The organism is Collimonas sp. OK242, assembly GCF_900107095.1.
Lineage (GTDB): Bacteria > Pseudomonadota > Gammaproteobacteria > Burkholderiales > Burkholderiaceae_D > Collimonas.
Genome location: NZ_FNOR01000005.1, coordinates 160,619 through 180,145, shown reverse-complemented (window position 1 = coordinate 180,145; position 19,527 = coordinate 160,619). Strand labels below are relative to the sequence as shown.

At 56.5% G+C, this 19,527-nt stretch carries 15 protein-coding genes and 1 tRNA gene; 12 read left to right on the top strand and 4 right to left on the bottom strand.

Features of this window, described 5'->3' with window-relative positions:
- Positions 1 to 107: 107 nt before the first annotated feature.
- Entirely contained in the window at positions 108 to 1,046 is a 939-nt protein-coding gene (gene xerD, locus BLV81_RS06845; RefSeq protein WP_092353725.1) for a site-specific tyrosine recombinase XerD, read from the bottom strand.
- The gene (locus tag BLV81_RS06840; protein ID WP_369823834.1) at positions 1,043 to 1,480 is read right to left on the bottom strand and encodes a methylated-DNA--[protein]-cysteine S-methyltransferase; all 438 of its coding nucleotides are present in this window, start codon (positions 1,478 to 1,480) and stop codon (positions 1,043 to 1,045) included. Before BLV81_RS06840 ends, xerD begins: the two co-directional genes overlap by 4 nt.
- A gap of 618 nt (positions 1,481 to 2,098) precedes the next feature.
- Between BLV81_RS06840 and BLV81_RS06835 the strand changes: the two genes are divergently transcribed.
- A complete protein-coding gene (locus BLV81_RS06835) occupies positions 2,099 to 2,992 on the top strand; it encodes an AEC family transporter (RefSeq protein WP_092353723.1) in 894 nt (297 codons plus the stop codon).
- Positions 2,993 to 2,996: 4 nt separating this feature from the next.
- On the opposite strand, the gene queG is transcribed toward BLV81_RS06835, so the two are convergent.
- Positions 2,997 to 4,118 (bottom strand): tRNA epoxyqueuosine(34) reductase QueG, encoded by a 1,122-nt coding sequence (gene queG / locus BLV81_RS06830; RefSeq protein WP_092353721.1) that lies wholly within the window; start codon positions 4,116 to 4,118, stop codon positions 2,997 to 2,999.
- A 101-nt stretch (positions 4,119 to 4,219) separates the two neighbouring features.
- On the opposite strand from queG, the gene tsaE reads away from it, so the two are divergent.
- Positions 4,220 to 4,714 carry a tRNA (adenosine(37)-N6)-threonylcarbamoyltransferase complex ATPase subunit type 1 TsaE gene (tsaE, locus tag BLV81_RS06825; RefSeq protein WP_092353719.1) on the top strand — a complete coding sequence of 165 codons (495 nt, stop codon included), beginning with the start codon at positions 4,220 to 4,222 and terminating at the stop codon, positions 4,712 to 4,714.
- Complete coding sequence (locus BLV81_RS06820) at positions 4,678 to 6,036, top strand: N-acetylmuramoyl-L-alanine amidase (protein WP_092353717.1); 1,359 nt, start codon at positions 4,678 to 4,680, stop codon at positions 6,034 to 6,036. The genes tsaE and BLV81_RS06820 overlap by 37 nt, the downstream gene beginning before the upstream one ends.
- 93 nt (positions 6,037 to 6,129) lie before the next feature.
- On the opposite strand, the gene BLV81_RS06815 is transcribed toward BLV81_RS06820, so the two are convergent.
- The gene (locus BLV81_RS06815; protein ID WP_092353715.1) at positions 6,130 to 6,774 is read right to left on the bottom strand and encodes a VTT domain-containing protein; all 645 of its coding nucleotides are present in this window, start codon (positions 6,772 to 6,774) and stop codon (positions 6,130 to 6,132) included.
- A gap of 141 nt (positions 6,775 to 6,915) precedes the next feature.
- Here BLV81_RS06815 and mutL point away from each other — a divergent pair, with 141 nt between their 5' ends.
- The 9 genes from mutL to BLV81_RS06770 all read left to right on the top strand — a co-directional run bounded on the left by mutL (position 6,916) and on the right by BLV81_RS06770 (position 19,414).
- Positions 6,916 to 8,784, top strand: a complete 1,869-nt coding sequence (mutL, locus tag BLV81_RS06810; protein ID WP_092353713.1) for a DNA mismatch repair endonuclease MutL — start codon at positions 6,916 to 6,918, stop codon at positions 8,782 to 8,784.
- A 5-nt stretch (positions 8,785 to 8,789) separates the two neighbouring features.
- Positions 8,790 to 9,770, top strand: a complete 981-nt coding sequence (miaA, locus tag BLV81_RS06805; RefSeq protein ID WP_092353711.1) for a tRNA (adenosine(37)-N6)-dimethylallyltransferase MiaA — start codon at positions 8,790 to 8,792, stop codon at positions 9,768 to 9,770.
- Positions 9,771 to 9,856: 86 nt separating this feature from the next.
- A tRNA-Met gene (locus tag BLV81_RS06800) sits at positions 9,857 to 9,933 on the top strand.
- A 461-nt stretch (positions 9,934 to 10,394) separates the two neighbouring features.
- Complete coding sequence (locus tag BLV81_RS06795) at positions 10,395 to 12,785, top strand: type I restriction-modification system subunit M (protein WP_092353709.1); 2,391 nt, start codon at positions 10,395 to 10,397, stop codon at positions 12,783 to 12,785.
- The gene (locus tag BLV81_RS06790; protein WP_092353707.1) at positions 12,776 to 14,026 is read left to right on the top strand and encodes a restriction endonuclease subunit S; all 1,251 of its coding nucleotides are present in this window, start codon (positions 12,776 to 12,778) and stop codon (positions 14,024 to 14,026) included. The genes BLV81_RS06795 and BLV81_RS06790 overlap by 10 nt, the downstream gene beginning before the upstream one ends.
- Positions 14,023 to 17,103 (top strand): type I restriction endonuclease subunit R, encoded by a 3,081-nt coding sequence (locus BLV81_RS06785; protein WP_092353705.1) that lies wholly within the window; start codon positions 14,023 to 14,025, stop codon positions 17,101 to 17,103. Before BLV81_RS06790 ends, BLV81_RS06785 begins: the two co-directional genes overlap by 4 nt.
- Positions 17,093 to 17,830, top strand: coding sequence for a M48 family metallopeptidase (locus tag BLV81_RS06780; protein WP_092353703.1), 738 nt, complete (start codon positions 17,093 to 17,095; stop codon positions 17,828 to 17,830). The genes BLV81_RS06785 and BLV81_RS06780 overlap by 11 nt, the downstream gene beginning before the upstream one ends.
- On the top strand, positions 17,811 to 18,446 hold the full coding sequence (locus BLV81_RS06775) for a gamma-glutamylcyclotransferase (RefSeq protein ID WP_092353701.1): 636 nt from the start codon (positions 17,811 to 17,813) through the stop codon (positions 18,444 to 18,446). Before BLV81_RS06780 ends, BLV81_RS06775 begins: the two co-directional genes overlap by 20 nt.
- Before the next feature lie 254 nt (positions 18,447 to 18,700).
- Complete coding sequence (locus BLV81_RS06770) at positions 18,701 to 19,414, top strand: hypothetical protein (RefSeq protein ID WP_092353699.1); 714 nt, start codon at positions 18,701 to 18,703, stop codon at positions 19,412 to 19,414.
- The last annotated feature ends 113 nt before the right edge of the window (positions 19,415 to 19,527 follow it).

Here is a 19,527-nt window from a genome sequence, read left to right as displayed (position 1 = left end):
AGGAGAATAATTGGGAGGATGCAGAATTCAATTTAATGGAGGATTATCAAAACACCAACCAATCCATTCGACTTCATCAATGCTGCCCGCATCCGGTCTCCAAAATTTCAGCCGCGCGGATGATGCGCCGCATGCAGCGCCTTCAAGCGTTCACGCGCCACATGCGTGTAAATCTGGGTAGTAGATATGTCGGCATGCCCCAACAGCAGTTGCACTACGCGCAAATCCGCGCCGTGATTCAGCAGGTGGGTGGCAAATGCGTGGCGCAAGGTATGCGGCGACAGCGGCGCATTGATGGCAGCCTTGGCTGCGTATTTCTTGATCAAGGTCCAGAACATCTGGCGCGTCATGGCGCCGCCGCGGGCCGTCACGAACAACGCATCGTCCATCTGGCCGTTCATGATCTGGCCGCGCGCATCTTTCAGGTAGCGCACGATCCAGTTGCGCGCTTCTTCGCCAAACGGCAGCAGACGCGTTTTATTGCCCTTGCCGGTAATCCGCAACACACCCTCGTTCATGCCGACTTCCAGCGTTTTCAGCAACACCAGCTCCGATACCCGCAAACCGCTGGCATACATCAGCTCCAGCATGGTGCGGTCGCGCAGGCCGAGCGGCGTCGCAACATCGGGCGCGGCCAACAAGGCTTCAACCTGGGCTTCGGACAAGATCTTGGGGAAACGCGGCGCTTGCTTGGCAGAGCGCAAATGCAGGCAAGGATCGACGCTGATGCGGTTTTGCCGCAAGGCCAGCAGGTAAAAACGCTTCAGCACCGCCAGGCGACGGTTCGAGGAGGTCGCCTTGCTGCTTTCATGCCTTGCCAGGAAATAAGCGTTCAGATCGCCGGCATGGGTAGTAAACAAGGATTTGCCGTCCGGTTGCGCCTGTAACCACAAGGCGAACAGCGTCATGTCGCGCCGATAGGCTTCAAGCGAGTTCTTGGCAAGGCCGTCTTCCAGCCACAAGCTGTCGCAGAACTCGTCGATCGCGGTTTGATGTTCGGCGTTTAGTGCCGGTTTCGTTAGTGTCTCAGCGCTGGACCTTCTCACAGGCCAACCACGCCTTCATGCTCCAGCAACCAGCGTTTGACGCGCAAATGGAAACCATCGACGTCGTCGTGATGAGAAAAGCCGCCTATGCCGCCTGCCGCGGTTACCCGGTGGCAGGGAATCACCAGCGGGAACCAGTTGGCCCCGCATGCCTGCCCAACCGCGCGCGGCGCCGACTCTATCAGCTTGGCGACCTGGCCATAAGTAAGCACTTCTCCACGCGGTATTGCGGCAATCGCCTTCCACACTCTGTGCTGGAAAGCGGTGCCTAGCGGCGCCAAGGGCAGGTCGAAGCGGAAATCCGGTTGTTCCAGATAACGGCCGATCTGCTTGACCGCGCGTGCGGCCAACGCATCGGTGGCGTCTTTTTCGTGAAATGACGGGGGTAGATAGACCAATTCCTGCAGCAAGCCGGCTTCGGTGCGTATGCCCATCGCACCGAATGGCGCGGCGACCACGGCGGTGAAATGCTGCGCGGGGAGCTGGCCGCCGGCGGCGCGCTTGAGCGGACTATCTGAGATTATGTTCATACCGCGTAGCATAAAATAAAAAAGGCGCATCTGTCGATGCGCCTCAAATTACTTCGTATGCATTCCCGGCCGTTTAGACGGCTTCATTCGGAATGCAAGGTCTCCTCAGTATCCCCGGTATCAATACCGTTCTTATGCACCACCACCTACAATCCTGTTGATTCAACCTGCTTGGCAATCGCTTAATCGCTTCGCCAGACGCTTAAAAATTCTGAATTCTGTGCCACATGACTACTGTTTTCCCGGAAACCGAAATCCGGTTCAATTTGCTGATTTTTTTACAATCTGCAATATCTGGTGTGGTCGCACTGTAACAGGAGTTACGCAGATTGAACAAATAATTTATATGAATCATTTTAACTAAACAAAATAGGTTTTCACTAAACCATTATTAAAATGATACTCTCTGACGACCACAAATTTTCCACACAGAAATAAATGTCGGCGCTTTTCCCTTAAATTACGCAAGACGGCCCGGTGTGTCTACAATCGAGCTTGCTTTCTAACAATATTCGCCACTCCATGTATATCGTCAACCTGTTGTTTCCGGATTTCTCGCTGATACTGCTGGGAGCGATCTTGTACCGTATCAGCAACTGGGGGACTGGGTTCTGGACCGGGGCGGAGAAACTGGTGTATTTCCTGCTCTTCCCCGCCTTGCTCTTTTATTCCACTGCGCGCACCCCTCTCAGCTTCGACACCAGCGGCAAGATGCTGATGATCGGCATGTGCGCGCTGCTTGGCGCCATCTTTCTTACCTGGCTGGGCAAACCGTGGATCAAGGCAGCGCCTATGGATTATGAATCCGGCATGCAAACCGGCTACCGCTTCAATTCGTATATGGCGCTGGCCCTGGCGGCCAGGCTGGGCGGCGAGCAAGCCACCGGCATGATGGCGATGCTGATCGGCTTTGGCGTACCTTTATGCAATCTGGCGGCGGTCCATGCCCTGGCGCATAAAAGCGGCGGCTTGCTCAAGGAGCTGGCGCGCAATCCCTTGCTGATCGCCACCGCTTGCGGGCTCTTGTATAGCCTGTCCGGCTTGCCGATGCCGGAAGTGGCGGGAGCGGTCTTGTCGCGCCTCGGCAACTCCGCGCTAGCGCTGGGCCTGTTGCTGGTGGGGGCTGGCCTGCGCTTAAGCGGCGCGCATAGGGCCAAAGCGCTGACCGGGTACTTCCTGGCGGTCAAGCTGCTGGCGCTGCCGGCCATGGCCTGGCTGCTGGGTCAGTGGCTGGGACTGGCGCCGTCGCAACTGCAGATAGTCGTCCTGTTTTGCGCCCTGCCGACCGCCTCCAGCGCCTACATTCTGGCCGCCAGGATGGGCGGCAACGGCCCTCTGGTAGCGTTCATGATTTCCAGCGGCACCATGCTGTCGGCGCTGACCTTGCCTTTCTGGCTGTGGGTTTTGCAGCAATAAACAATCAGGCGCCATGCTGCTGCAGGGCCCATGCTACGTGCTCGCGCACCAGCTCGGACGGATCGTCGCTGCGCTGTTGCAGGGCGGCGACGATCTCCGGCGTGCCGGCGCCGGCCGCCGCGGTATTGCCAAGGCCCACCGCCATATTGCGCAGCCAGCGCTGATAGCCGATGCGGCGAATCGGACTGCCTTCCATGCGGCTATTAAACTGCTCCTCGCTCCAGCCGAATAATTCCACCAGAGTGGCTCGATCGAGGCCGTTGCGTACATCGAAATCTCCCAGCGTGGACGGTTGCGCAAACTTGTTCCATGGACAGAACAGCTGGCAATCGTCGCAGCCGTAGACGCGGTTACCGATCAGCGGCCGCAGTTCCACCGGGATGCTGCCTTTCAATTCGATCGTCAGATAAGAGATGCAACGGCGGGCGTCGAGCCGGTACGGGCCGACGATCGCCTTGGTTGGACAGACATCGATACACGCGCTGCACTGCCCGCAATGCGAGCTGACGGACTCGTCAACCGGCAACGGCAGATCGGTCAGGATTTCACCGAGAAAGAAAAACGATCCGGCTTCGCGATTCAGCAATAAGGTGTGCTTGCCGCGCCAGCCCAGGCCGGCCTTCTGCGCCAGGGCCACCTCCATCACCGGCGCCGAATCGGTAAACACGCGATAGCCGAAATCGCCGATCTCGCCCTTGATGCGGTCCGCCAGCTGCTGCATGCGCGAACGCAGCACCTTGTGATAATCGCGTCCGCGCGCATACAGCGACACTGTGGCAGTGCCGGCGGCGGCCGGCGCCAGCCGCGCCTGTTCGCGCGAGCGCCAGTTGCGCTGACCATCCTGACTATCCTGATCATCTTTATAGGCGCGCGGCAGATAATCCATGCGCACCGCAATCGCCCGGATCGCACCGGGCACCAGTTCCGCAGGCCGGGCGCGCTTCATTCCGTGCGCTGCCATATAATCCATCTCACCGTGATAGCCAAGCGCCAGCCATGCCTCGAAGCCAGCCTCTTGCTGCGCCAGATCGACATCGCTGATGCGGATATCGGCAAAGCCAAGCTCCCGCCCCCACGCTTTGATGGTGGTGGCTAGCGCTGCTAAGTTTTGTTCGGTGACTACCATGGCTGGGCGACTTAAAAGACTTGATGCTAAAGATTCGATTTAAAAGACTCGATTTAAAAGATTTGATTTAAAAGACCTGATACGAAGGACTATGTAACGAGATGCCCCATTTTACTACCCACCTGCACGATGAAGCCGGAACCAGCGCTCTGGGAGCCGCATTGGCGAGAGCCTTGCTGCCCGGGCTGGCGTTCCATTTGCATGGCGACCTGGGGGCGGGCAAAACCGCGCTGACCCGCGCCTTGCTGCACGCTGCCGGTTATGAGGGCCACGTCAAAAGCCCTACTTACACTTTGGTGGAACCTTATACCATCCAGATAGCCCAACAGGCGGTCGAAGTGATGCACTTCGATTTGTATCGGATGGCCAGTCCGGATGAATTCCTGGAGGCCGGTTTCCGCGAATATTTCAACCAAAGCACCATCTGTATCGTCGAATGGCCGGAAAAAGCCGCTGCCGCGTTGCCGCCGCCCGACATCAATGTATTACTCAGTGTTTCCCATGTTTCCGACAGGGGACGTGATGTAGAATTGCAGGCGTTATCTGATAAGGGTAGTCAATGTCTCGCTCGATTGAAATTTGCACCAAACCTTTAAAATCAAAGGTTCGCCGCACCATACTCAAGGCCGGCGGCACCTTGCTCATTTCAGTACTGGCGCCGCTGTCGGCGCGCGCCGCGCAAATTGTCGCAGTACGGGTCTGGCCGGCAGAGGACTACACCCGCGTCACCCTGGAAAACGACTCGGAACTGAAAACCACCCATTTCCTGGTGCAAAATCCGGACCGCATGGTGGTCGATATCGAAGGCATCGAACTCAATCCTACCTTGAAGGAACTGGTCGCCAAGATTCAGCCTAACGATCCCTATATCAAACAGGTCCGGGTCGGACAGAACCGCCCCAACGTCGTGCGGCTGGTGTTCGACCTGAAGGAAGAAGTCAAACCGCAGGTGTTTACCCTGGATCCGGTGGGCGGCTACCAGCATCGGCTGGTATTCGATTTGTATCCGGCCAACCCGCCCGACCCGATCGCCGCCATGATCGAAAAGGGTGAATGGCCATCCGCCAACCCGGGCGAAGTCGCGCCGCCAGTAGCGCAAACCAAACCGCCGGAGCCAAAACCGCCGCTGCAAGCGCAACCCGAGCCGCCACCGCCGCAGATCGCCCGCGTCGATCCCAAACCCGACAAAACCCCGACCCCGACCTTAACGCGCATGATCACCATCGCCCTCGATCCGGGACATGGCGGTGAAGACCCGGGCGCCACCGGGCGCGGCGGCAACCGTGAAAAAGACGTCGTGCTGTCGATTGCCAAGCGGCTCAAGGCCAAGATCGAGCAACAGCCGAACATGCGGGTGATGCTGACGCGCGACGCCGATTATTTTGTACCGCTCGGCGTACGCGTGCAGAAGGCCAGGAAGGTGCAAGCCGACCTGTTCGTTTCCATCCATGCCGACGCCTTCGTGACGCCGACCGCACGCGGCTCCTCGGTATTTGCCCTGTCGGAAAAAGGCGCCAGTTCAACCGCTGCACGCTGGCTGGCCAACAAGGAAAACTCGGCCGACCTGATCGGCGGCATCAATATCCAGAGCCATGACCGTCAACTGGCGAGCGTGCTGCTGGACTTGTCGACCACGGCACAGATCAACGACAGCATGAAACTCGCCAGCGCGGTATTGAATGAAATCGGCGGCATCAACAAATTGCACAAGGGCGCGGTCGAGCAAGCCGGTTTTGCGGTGTTGAAAGCGCCGGATATTCCTAGCATCCTGATTGAAACCGCTTTTATTTCCAATCCGGAAGAAGAAGCGAGACTGACTGACAACGCTTATCAGGATCAGATGGCGGATGCGGTCCTGAAAGGGATCAAGAAGTATTTTGCCCATAATCCGCCGCTGGCACGGAACCGTTTGACCTAAGCCGCCGATCCAGATTTTAAAGTAATAAGGGCGCACTGCAAATCTTGCAGCGCGCCCTTATTTCATTGTGCTTCGGCTGTGCTTCGACTTTACTTATACGCCGCGCATTTTCCGGTAGAACTTCCACAGGCCGCCCAGCGCCACCGGCACCACTGCGGCGCCAACCCCGACCAGCACAATCGTGTTCAGGTGATCGCGGATAATCGGGATATTGCCGAAGAAATAGCCGGCCGAAACCAGGCCGACCACCCACATCAAGGCGCCGGTAATATTAAAGAACTGGAACTTGGAGAAAGTCATCTCGGACACCCCGGCCACAAACGGTGCGAAAGTCCGCACGATAGGCACGAAACGCGACAGGATGATGGTCTTGCCGCCGTGATGCTCGTAAAACGCATGGGTCCTTTGCAATGCCTTTTTGTCCAGCCATCGATAATCGTGGGTGTAGACCTTATGCCCGATCACGCTGCCTATCCAGTAATTCAGCGTGTTGCCGGTAGTTGCCGCAATAATCAGCATACCCATCAGCAGCCAGATATTCATTTCACCTGTTGCGCAAAACGCACCACCGATAAATAACAAGGTATCGCCAGGCAAAAACGGCAATACCACCAGGCCGGTTTCGCAAAAAACGATCAGGAACAGAACCATATAGACCAGGGTGCCGTATTCCTTGATCAAAAAGCCAAGGGATTTATCGACGTGCAGAATGACGTCCATGAATTGCATAAAGTCCATATTTTTTCCTTAGTTAGCGCCGGAATAATACACTACGAAAGACAGCAAACAATTAGGTCCGGCAATTGTTTGTGCTGACAATGACAAGGCTTCCGGGAGGCAACTCGCTGCGGCGGCGGCGCGCTTCGGTATAATCGCCACATGAATGCACCGCTCTCTCCCATCCGCGCTATCCAGCAACTCCCAGACAACCTGATTTCGCAAATTGCGGCAGGTGAAGTGGTCGAACGACCCTCCGCCGTGGTCAAGGAACTCCTGGAAAATGCGCTGGACGCAGGCGCCACCCAAATCACGGTGCGGCTGGAACAAGGCGGCGTCAAACGCATCGCCATTACCGACAACGGCCGCGGTATCGCGCCGGAACAACTGCCATTGGCGCTGGCGCGTCATGCGACATCAAAAATCAGTTCGCTGCACGATCTGGAAAATGTCGCCACGCTAGGATTCCGCGGCGAAGCGCTGGCATCCATTGCTTCGGTATCGCTGCTGACCCTGACCTCGCGCACCGCCGACGCCAGCCACGCCTCGGAAATCGACGGCAGCACGCTGGCCGTGACGCCGTCATCCGGCGCGCAGGGCACCACGGTCGACGTCCAGGACCTGTATTTCAATACGCCAGCCAGGCGTAAATTCCTGAAATCGGACCAGACCGAATTCGGCCACTCCGCTGAAGTGGTACGGCGCATCGCGCTGGCGCGGCCGGATGTGTCTTTTTCGCTGACGCACAACGGCAAGACTGTCGACCACTGGAACATCACCGAAATCGCCAAGCGCAGCGCCAGCATCCTCGGCAACGAATTCGCCAATGCCCGCCTGGCGCTGGATGAAGGCGCCGGACCGCTGCGCCTGCATGGCTTCGTCGGTTTGCCGACCGCCTCCAAGGCGCGCGCCGACGCCCAGTACTTCTACGTCAACGGCCGCTTCGTGCGTGACAAATTGCTGGTGCACGCGGTGCGCGCCGCCTATCAAGACGTGCTGCACGGCGACCGCTATCCCTCGTACGTCTTGGGACTGGACCTCGACCCGGCACTGGTAGACGTCAACGTGCACCCGTCGAAAATCGAAGTACGCTTCCGCGACAGCCGCGCGGTTCACCAGTTCGTGTTCCATGCGGTCAGCCGCGCGCTGGCGCAAACTTCCGCCACCTCGTTTGGCGCAACGCCGGCGCCATTGCCCTCGCCCAGCGGCGCGATGCCGTGGATTCGCGGTTCGCAAGAGCATCTGCAGGCGATTCTGCAGCCCGCTGCACAAATGCCCCAGCAGCAAACCTCATTCGGCCCGCAATTTGCGCCCGCCATCAACGGCGTGGCGCAAACCATGGCTAATTACGGCGCATTGTTTACGGATAGTGACCGCGCTGCCGGCAGCGTCGCCGCAAACTATCCGGCCGCACTGCAGCCTGCCAGCCAAACGCTGCCCAGCGACGATTTCCCGCTAGGCTTTGCGCTGGCCCAGCTGCACGGTATTTACATCCTTGCGCAAAACACCAAAGGCCTGGTGCTGGTCGACATGCACGCGGCACACGAGCGCATTCTGTACGAACAATTGAAAGGCGCCCTGGATGACGATGCGATGCAGGTGCAGCCGCTGCTGATCCCGGTGACCTTCTTTGCCGATGCGGTTGAAGTCGGCACCGCCGAAGAAAACCAGGAAACCCTGCATGCGCTGGGTTTCGATATCGCCGCCATCTCGCCCGCCACGCTGGCAGTGCGCTCGGTCCCGGCATTGTTGAAGAACGCCGACGCCCAGACGCTGGCACGCGACGTGTTGCGCGATGTGCGTGAATTCGGCGGCTCGCGCGTCCTGGTCGAACGTCGCAATGAACTGCTCGGCACCCTGGCCTGCCATACCGCGGTGCGCGCCAACCGCAGCCTGACGGCGCCGGAAATGAACGCCCTGCTGCGGCAAATGGAAGCCACCGAACGCGCCGACCAATGCAATCACGGCCGCCCCACCTGGAGCCAGCTGGCGCTGTCGGACCTGGACAAATTATTCTTGCGCGGTCAATAAGCGGTATGTCATCACAGCCTGCAACACCAACCTCGGCCACAGCCAAGCCGCTGGTAGTCGCCATCATGGGCCCCACCGCATCCGGCAAAACCGCCGCCGCACTGGAAATCGCGAAACACATCCCGTCCGAAATCATCTCGGTCGATTCGGCCCTGGTATATCGCGGCATGGATATCGGCACCGCCAAGCCCAGCCGCGACGAACTTGCCACGGCGCCGCACCACCTGATCGACATCATGGAGCCGACGCAATCCTACTCGGCCATGCAATTCCGCGACGATGCGCTGCGCCTGTTCAATGAAATCCATGCGCGCGGCAAGCTGGTATTGATGGTCGGCGGCACCATGCTGTATTTCAAAGCCCTGCGCGACGGCCTCGACGCCCTGCCGCAAGCCGATCCGCAACTGCGCGCCCGGCTGGATGCCGAAGCCGCCCTGATCGGCGTGCCCGGCATGCACGCCAAGCTGGCGCAGCTCGACCCGGTCACCGCCGCCCGCCTCAAACCCAACGATAGCCAGCGCATCCAGCGCGCCCTCGAAATCATCGAACTGAGCGGCCAGACCATGTCCTCGCTGCTGACCGACCGGCCAGCGCCGGAACTGCCGTTCGACATATTGCCGATAGCCCTGGAGCCGTCAGACCGCAGCGTGCTGCATGAGCGGATCGCCCGGCGCTTCGATCTGATGCTGGATATACAAAGCGGCGGCCTTATAGCGGAAGTCGAAACACTACGCGCCCGCGGCGACCTGCACCTCGGCCTGCCGTCGATGCGCTGCGTCGGCTATCGCCAAACCTGGGAATATCTGGACGGCCAGTACGGCTACCAGGAACTACGGGAAAAAGGCATCGCCGCCACCCGCCAGCTAGCCAAACGCCAGCTTACCTGGTTGCGCTCCATGCCGGAGCGGCTTGTGATTGACTGTATTGGCGATCATGTTGCCGATACGGTGCTGGAGGCAGTGATTACAGCCCTCAAACAGCGATAACACCACGAAATTGCCCTTGAAAAGCATCCGGAAGCTGTTTTTCTTGACAGGATTTGGCGGAATGCGTCATAATTTAGGGCTTCATTGGTGATATAGCTCAGTTGGTTAGAGCACAGCACTCATAATGCTGGGGTCGGTGGTTCAAGTCCACCTATCACCACCAGAATTTAGTGATATTAATCAATCACTTACGATAAAAAAGGCCGACTCTAATCAGTCGGTTTTTTCGTTTGTGGCCTTCCTGTGGACTTTTTTGGCAAGCGGGCCGTCGATTTCCGGCACTCCTTCCTGACTGCGTGCGAGCGCACTTGCACATCCACCCATCGCCGCCCTTGTCCAGGCCGCACTACAACATTCCATCTCGGCAGTGCGACGCATAAGATAAGATGACATCTCATCAAATCCCGACTGTAATCACCTCCTGCATGATCGAAGACCTCAAGCAAACCATTCAACCGACAGCACATAAGCGGTGCGCCGATACGCGGACAGTGGTGGCCAGCGTTCTGGTAAATTCATGGCGACGACTGTCGCACGAACACGGTCACACATCTGCTCGACGCACTAGCCCATGCATTGGCCCGCGCACCCCTAGTACGTATTCACAATAAAGTAACCTCATTCATGGCAATTAAGAAATCCGAACTCTATAACTCCCTCTGGAAAAGCTGCGACGAACTGCGCGGCGGCATGGATGCTTCCCAGTATAAGGATTACGTTCTGGTCCTGCTGTTCGTCAAATACATTTCCGACAAATACGCCGGTCAAAAGGATGCACTGATCGATGTACCCACCGGTGGCAGCTTCGCCGATATGGTCGCGCTCAAGGGTGACAAGGAAATCGGCGACAAGATCAACAAGATCATCGGTAAGCTGGCCGAGGCCAACGATCTAAAGGGCGTGATCGACGTTGCCGACTTCAACGATGCCGAGAAACTGGGCAAGGGCAAAGAGATGGTTGACCGCCTGTCCAATCTGGTGTCCATCTTCAATACACCCGGACTGGATTTCAAGGGTAATCGCGCCGAGGGCGACGATATTCTCGGCGACGCCTATGAATACCTGATGCGCCACTTCGCCACTGAATCGGGTAAGAGCAAAGGGCAGTTCTACACCCCGGCGGAAGTCTCGCGCGTTATGGCCAAGGTAATCGGTATCGGCAGTGCTACCAGTGCCAACCAAACCCTGCATGACCCTACGTGCGGCTCGGCATCGCTGCTGCTAAAAGCCCATGATGAAGCTCGCAGTACCACTGGGCTGGACATCACCATCTATGGACAGGAAATGGACAACGCAACCGCTGCGCTGGCGAAAATGAACATGATCCTGCACGATTGCCCTACGGCGGAAATCTGGAAAGACAATACGCTGTCCAATCCGCATTTTAAACAGGCCGACGGTAGTCTCAAGACGTTCGACTTCGTGGTCGCCAATCCCCCGTTCTCCACCAAAGCCTGGAGCAATGGGTTCAATCCGTCAGAAGACGAATTCCACCGCTTTGCACATGGTATTCCGCCCGACAAGAACGGCGATTATGCGTTTCTGCTACACATCTTGGCCTCGCTAAAAACAACCGGCAAGGGCGCAGTGATCCTGCCGCACGGCGTGCTGTTCCGGGGCGGTGCCGAAGGTGGCATTCGCAAGCGCATTATCCAGCGCGGTTACATCAAAGGAATCATCGGCTTGCCGGCCAACCTGTTCTATGGCACCAGCATCCCCGCCTGCATCATCGTGCTGGACAAGGAAAACGCCGCCGCTCGCAAGGGCATCTTTATGATTGACGCCAGCAAAGGCTACATCAAGGACGGCAACAAGAACCGCCTGCGCGCGCAGGACATACATAAGATCGTGGATACCTTCAACAAGCAGGTGGCAACGCCCAAGTATGCGCGCCTGGTGCCTGTGGCAGAGATCGAGACCAACGACTACAACCTCAACATCCCGCGTTACATCGACAGCACTGACTCCGAAGACCTGCAAGACATCGCGGCCCATCTGCAAGGCGGCATACCGAACCGCGACATTGACGACCTGTCCCGCTACTGGGAAGTGTTCCCTGGCGTGCGCGCAACGTTGTTTTCTCCGGCAGATCGACCAGGTTATAGCCAGCGTAAGGTAGCGGCCAGCGACATCAAGATGTCCATCTTCGGCCATGCCGAATTCTCCAGATTCAACCAGTCGATCAGCGTCCTTTTTGCGCAGTGGAAGGCGGCTAACACGCCGGAACTGATGGGCATCACCCTCGGTGGCCACCCAAAGGCGCTGATCGAGACGCTGTCTGAAAGCCTGCTCGACACCTTCAAGCAAGCAAAGCTGCTGGACGCCTACGATGTGTATCAGCACATCATGAGTTATTGGGCAGAATCGATGCAGGACGATATCTATATGGTGGCACACGATGGCTGGAATGCAGTCGTGGATGGAAAACCCAACACCGATCTCATCCCGCAGCGATTTATCATTCGCCGCTATTTTTCAACCGAGGCAAAGGCCATTGATCAGTATGAGGCCGAGCGCGACGCCGTCAGCCGTCAAATGGAAGAACTGGACGAGGAACACAGTGGCGAAGACGGTCTATTGGCAGAGGCCAGGAACGACAAGGGCAGGTTAACCAAGGCCAGCGCCAAGGTACGACTGGGCGAGATTAAGAACGACCGTGACGCTGTTGACGAACGCAAGCTGCTGAACGACTATCTTGAGCTGATCGAACAGGAAGCCATCGGCAATAGAAAACTCAAAGACGCGCAGAAGGCGCTGGACGCCAAGGTATTCGCGCAGTACGCCAAGCTGTCCGAGACCGATATCAAGACGTTAGTGGTGGAGGACAAATGGCTGGCCACACTCGCCTTTGACGTACAGACCGAACTGGATCGCGTCTCGCAGGCGCTCACTGGACGGGTCAAAGAATTAGCGGACCGCTACGCAACGCCATTACCTCAACTCGTCGACGAAGTACAAGTCTTGACGGCCCGTGTGAATGCGCATCTGAAGAAGATGGGTGCGGCATGGAGATGAAGGCGGGATACAAGCATACCGGAGCGGGGATGATTCCGGTGGATTGGGATGCTAAGCGACTAGATGAACTTGGTACTTGGAAAGGAGGTGCTACCCCTTCTATGCAAAATCCGATGTTCTGGTCTAACGGAAACGTGCCATGGGCATCATCTGGTGATATCAAGTCCGTGTTGATTTCAGATACTCCAATGAAAATCACTGAAGCTGCTGTGAAACAATCAAGTACTACACTTCTACCTCCAAACAGTGTCTTGATCGTAACCCGGAGCGGAATCCTAAGAAGGTATCTGCCTGTATCAAAGAACACCAAGCCGATTGCCATCAATCAGGATATCAAGGCAGTGATTCCTGGCGTAAAGGTTGACTCGGATTACTTGCTTCACGTTCTTGTCGGTAGTGGGCAGCGAATATTGGCAACTTGTTTGAAGTCAGGTACGACTGTAGAGAGTATTGAATACCCTTGGTTGAAAGCATATCAGGTCCCGCTTCCTTCTCTCCCCGAGCAACAGGCAATCGCAGCCGCCTTGTCCGATGTGGATGCCCTGATCAGCGGGCTGGACCAACTCATCGCCAAGAAGCGCGACCTCAAACAAGCCGCCATGCAACAACTTCTCACCGGCCAGACCCGTCTGCCGGGGTTTAGCGGGGAGTGGAAGCGGGTTAAAGCCGGCGACATCGGCCAGTTCCGCGGTGGCAGCGGGTTCCCAACCAAGGTCCAAGGGGCGACGGTAGGGACATATCCACTCTTCAAGGTTTCTGACATGAACCATGTGGGTAACGAAATTTTCATGGACACTGCAAATAATTACATCAGCGAAGCATTGCGAAAGCAGCTTGGTGCAACAGCCTTTCCCGCTGAAAGTATCGTATTTGCCAAAGTCGGTGCCGCTGTATTTTTGGAACGAAAGAAAATTCTTATTAAAGCAAGCTGCTTGGATAACAACATGGCGGCGTTCGTATTGGATGCCGGTCGTGCCTATAGTCGCTTCATTCATTACGTGCTACTTAACACGAACCTGGGGAATTTAGTGAGTACAACGGCATTACCTTCGCTTAGCAAGGGTGTACTTTCTGCGATTGAATTAACTCTTCCACCGCTGCCTGAACAAATTGCCATCGCCACGGTGATCTCCGACATGGACGCTGAACTTGCCGCTCTCGAAAACCGCCACGATAAGACCCGCGCCCTCAAGCAGGGCATGATGCAGAATCTCCTAACTGGAAGGATTCGTTTGATATGAGTATGGTCGGCCAAATTGAGAAAAAAACCCAGGAACGGGTGATCAAACTGTTCCGCGACACGCTGGGCTACGACTATCTAGGCAGCTGGATCGACCGCGTCGACAACCGCAATATCGACACGGACTTGCTGGATACCTTTTTGGAAAAGCAAGGCGTTGATGCTGCGCTAATCAGCCGGGCACGGCATATTCTCGACAAGGCTGCCGGTGATACCAGCAAAACCATCTACGACCGCAACAAGGCAGTCTATGAGCTGCTACGCTATGGCGTAAAGGTGAAACCAGAAGTAGGTGAAAACACTCAGACCGTCTGGCTGATCGACTGGAAACATCCACTCAATAATCATTTTGGCATCGCGGAAGAAGTTGCCATCAAGGCAGCGGACGCCTCGGCCAATATCAAGGGATATGACAAGCGCCCGGACGTGGTGCTGTATGTGAACGGCATCGCGCTGGCCGTCCTGGAACTCAAGCGCTCAACCGTGTCGGTGGCCGAGGGGATACGCCAGAATCTGGATAACCAGAAGCCCGTCTTCATTCAGCACTTTTTCTCCACGATGCAGTTGGTAATGGCCGGCAATGATACCGAGGGCATGCGTTACGGCAGTATCCAGACGCCAGAGAAGTATTACCTGACATGGAAGGAAGAAAGTCCCATCGAGAACCTGCTTGACCGACACCTGACGCAGGTGTGCTGCAAGCCGCGTTTGCTGGAGCTGATCCACGATTTCATCGTATTCGACGCCGGTACCAAGAAGCTGTGCCGCCAGAACCAGTATTTCGGCGTGCGCGCCGCACAGCAGCATGTGCAGCGGCGCGAGGGCGGCATCATCTGGCATACGCAGGGATCGGGCAAAAGCCTGACGATGGTGTGGCTGGCCAAGTGGCTACGCGAGAACCGACCGGATGCCCGAGTGCTGATCATCACCGACCGCACCGAACTCGATGAGCAGATCGAAAAAGTATTCAAGGGCGTTAACGAAGATATTTACCGCACCAGCAGCGGCGCCGACCTGATCGCCACGCTGAATACCAGCAAGCCCTGGCTAATGTGTTCGCTGATCCACAAATTCGGCGGCAAGGAAGACGAAGACGCGGGCGGCAGCGCTGCCGATATTGCCAAGTACATCGCTGACATGAAAAAGGCACTGCCGACCGGCTTTCTGGCCAAGGGCGACCTGACCGTGTTTGTGGATGAGTGCCATCGCACCCAGTCCGGCGAGTTACACAAGGCGATGATGGCGATCCTGCCCAGTGCGCTGTTCATCGGATTCACCGGCACGCCACTGCTCAAGGTTGATAAGCAGAAAAGTATCGAAATATTTGGCGACTACATCCACACTTACAAGTTCGATGAGGCGGTGCGCGATGGCGTGGTGCTGGATTTGCGCTATGAGGCACGTGATATTGACCAGAATATTACCTCGCAAAAGAAAATCGACCAGTGGTTCGAGGCCAAGACCAAGGGCCTGACCGATCTGGCGCGTGCGCAGCTCAAGCAGAAATGGGGAACCATGCAGCGGGTGCTGTCCTCCCAGTCGCGCCTGGAGAAGATCGTGGCCGATATCCTGATGGACATGGAAACTCGCGACAGGCTCAAGAGCGGCTACGGCAATGCGATGCTGGTGTCGGGCAGCATTTACCAGGCATGCAAATTCTATGAACTGTTCGACAAGACTGATCTGGCGGGCAAATGCGCCATCGTGACCAGCTACAGGCCATCAGCAGCCGACATCAAGGGCGAGGAATCCGGCGAGGGGCTGACCGAGAAACTGCGGCAATACGGCATTTACAACAAGATGCTGGGTGGCCAGGAGCCGGAAGCGTTCGAGAAAGCGGTCAAGAAAAAATTCATCGACGAACCGGGACAGATGAAGCTGCTGATCGTGGTGGACAAGCTGCTGACCGGCTTCGATGCGCCCTCGGCCACCTATCTCTACATCGACAAGCAGATGCGCGATCACGGTTTGTTCCAGGCCATCTGCCGGGTCAACCGGCTAGATGGAGAGGACAAGGAATACGGCTACATCATCGACTACAAGGACTTGTTCAAGAGCCTGGCGACGTCGATCCACGATTACACCGCTGGCGCACTCGATGGCTATGACAAGAGCGACGTGGCGGGCCTGCTACAAGACCGGCTGGGCAAGGCACGCGAGCATCTGGAGGAAGCACGGGAAGCGATCAAGGCGCTGTGCGAGCCGGTCGATGCGCCTCAGGATACGGCGGCCTATCTGCGTTACTTTTGCGCCATTGACTCGGGCAACGCGGCACAGCTCAAGGAAAACGAGCCGAAGCGACTGGCCTTGTACAAGTTCACCGCCGGATTCATCCGTGCCTTTGCCAATCTGGCCAATGAAATGGAACAGGCAGGCTATACGTTAGCGGAGATCGACGCCATCAAGGCGGAAGCCGATCATTTCGAGAAGGCCCGCAATGAGGTGAAACTGGCCAGCGGCGACTACATCGACCTGAAGATGTATGAGCCGGCCATGCGTCACCTGATCGACACCTACATTCGGGCCGAGGAGAGTGAGAAGATTTCGGCCTTTGATGATATGTCGCTGATCCAGCTCATCGTTGAGCGCGGCGCCGATGCGGTAGGTGCGCTGCCCAAGGGCATTCGCGAGAACAAAGAGGCGGTAGCGGAAACCATCGAGAACAACGTGCGCAAGTTGATCATCGACGAGCAGCCGATCAATCCGATGTACTACGAGAAAATGTCGGAACTGCTGGATGCGTTGATCGAGAAGCGCAAGCAGAACGCGCTCGATTACGAGCAGTATCTGGCGGAGATTGTGGCATTGGCCAAGCAGGTGAAAAATCCGGCGACGGGCGCGACTTACCCCGCGACCTTGGATAACGCTGCCAAGCGGGCGCTGTATGACAACCTCGGCAAGGATGAAGCGCTGGCGCTGGCGGTTGACCATGCGGTGCGGCTGAAAGCGCAGGATGATTGGCGCAGCAACGCGAACAAGATCAAAACGGTTAAATTTGCAATTAGGGCGGTGCTAAAAGACGACGAACAACTTACCAATGACATTCTGGAGTTGGTGAAAAATCAGCATGATTATTAAAGGAACAGAAAAGCACCAGATCACGATCAACGGCTTGGCCGTGGAGGTGGTGCGCAAGGACATCAAGAACCTGCACTTGGGTGTCTATCCACCCCAAGGGCGGGTCCGAGTGGCTGCACCATTGGCAGTTAGCAACGATGCGGTACGGCTGGCGGTGATCGGCAAGCTGGGGTGGATCAAACGTCAACGGGCAAAGTTTGATGCCCAGCCGCGTCAGTCCCAACGCGAAATGGTCAGCGGCGAGAGCCACTATTTTCTCGGGCAACGCTATCGCCTTCGCATCACTGATCACCAAGGCGCAGGCAAGGTCGTCATGCGTAACAAAGCGATTATCGACCTCCAAGTGCGCCTCGACGCCAGCGCGGAGCAACGCGAAGAGGTTTTGTTGCGTTGGTATCGCGAGCAGTTAAAAAACATAATTCCACCGCTGCTGGAGAAATGGCAACCGATTATTGGTGTGCAGGCGGCGGCCTGGGGCATCAAGAAGATGAAGACCAAGTGGGGTAGTTGCAACACGAATGCCCAACGCATCTGGTTGAACCTTGAACTTGCCAAGAAGCCGGTACAGTGCCTGGAGTACATCGTCGTTCATGAACTGACGCACTTGCTGGAGCGACACCACAATGATCGTTTTACGGGCTTGATGGATGCCAATATGCCGAGTTGGCGGCTACATCGGGATGAGCTAAATTCTGGATTGCTGGCGCATGAAAGTTGGGATTATTAACTTATCCGTGGCTGAATCAGCAGCTATGTCGCTCTTCGGCAACCGTTGGCAGCGCTTGCGATGGCTGGGAAATCATTGCGTTCTTACAGGAGGTGTTATGTGGATATTCGGCTATGGCTCACTTATGTGGGATGGGTGGGAACAAAACCACTGTTGTCTGCAACGCGTTGTCGGTGAATTACCTGGTTACCGCCGTGCGTTCAACAAAGCATCGATCAAGAACTGGGGAAGCAAGGCAAGTCCCGGCCCCACGCTCAACATTGAGCAAGCAGAACAGGCGGTTTGCTGTGGCATAGCCTTTGAGTTCCCGGACGAGAAAGCCGACAGCGTCCTTGCTTACCTTCGTCAACGTGAGGGCAACGGTTTCAACCTCAAGCAAATGTCAATCACGCTTCGAGACGGCAAATTCGCCAAAGCCTTCATAGCGTTCTATGAAGGCCCTAACAAAATCAAAGTCGACTCTACCACCGAACTCGCTAATCTTATCGCGCTCGCTTCAGGTTCGAGCGGAAGCTGCCGCGAGTACGTTCGAGGTATCTATGTTGAGCTATCCAAACTTGGACTCACGGATTCAGTGGTAACTACAACTTGGCAGGCAGTGCAGCAGCTTGCCTGAAATGACGCCCAATCCGGCGGTCAACAGGACTTGCGCAATAAGCCGTCCGGCAGGTTACTTCTGAGTTGAACGGCCGCTTTTGAGCGGGGCGAAAGGCCGGAATGGATCGCAATGCATAGCTATGCGTTGCTACAAGAAGCAGGCATTCGCACGTTCGCAGCATACAGTGGCGGCACTCTTGGCGGAGAAGGCGCTTGCCTCGCGACAGTAATCGGCGTTTGCCAGTATTTTTTGGACACCTGGAGGCGCACACAATGTCGGATCATTCGCTCTCACGCCTTCCTGACAAGTCGAGCTGGTGCTTCAACCAGATAGCTTGCTCCGACCTTGATCGAGCATCAGCACTAGAAATTGCAGGACCGCCGCGTGCGTTGCTGAAGGCGACCGTGAGGGCGCTGGATGACGCACTCTGTCGCAGTGACGTGCGTTTCGGTCGCGAACACGCAGGGTCTCAACCAGACGACTGCCGGGCGGTCGTCCAATTCAGCGTAGGCGTCGGGCTATTCGATTGGTTCTTCAATGCGAGAACCGGGTATCGCGCACATTTTCGAGGGGACTATAAATTTGGCTTGGAATTTGAGAAACGGATCATCATAGCGCTGCGCCTTCGCCTCAATGCGAAACTTCTGGATGTTGTCTTTGGTCGGGAGCTGAATGAAAATTTCGAGGATGAGGGCGAGGCACAGATTCCGAAACACTTTTTGATCGACTCTCTCACGCCGAACCTGGCAAAGGTTTGGTTCTGCACCCGGCGTATAAAGCTCGGTGGCGGAATAGAGAGGTTGCCTACGGGTGTTGTCGGACCAAGAATTCTGCTGGATCATGACAAACTCTGGGCCGCGCCTTGTCGCGAACACGACACCGCTTGGCTGGACATCAAAGGGGCTTTTCTCGGAAAGGCAGGACCTTATCAACTGAAGGGTCCGATATGCCGCGCCAAAAAGCTTCATGACGAAGGAGAAGCATAGTGCGTGTGCCTATTCGGTGTTCGGCCATCAGCACCTGTTGACCTTGCTGGCGATGCTTGAAGATGATGCTGCAATGTTGGCGTTCATGTTTTATTAGCTGATGGGCGCAAGCA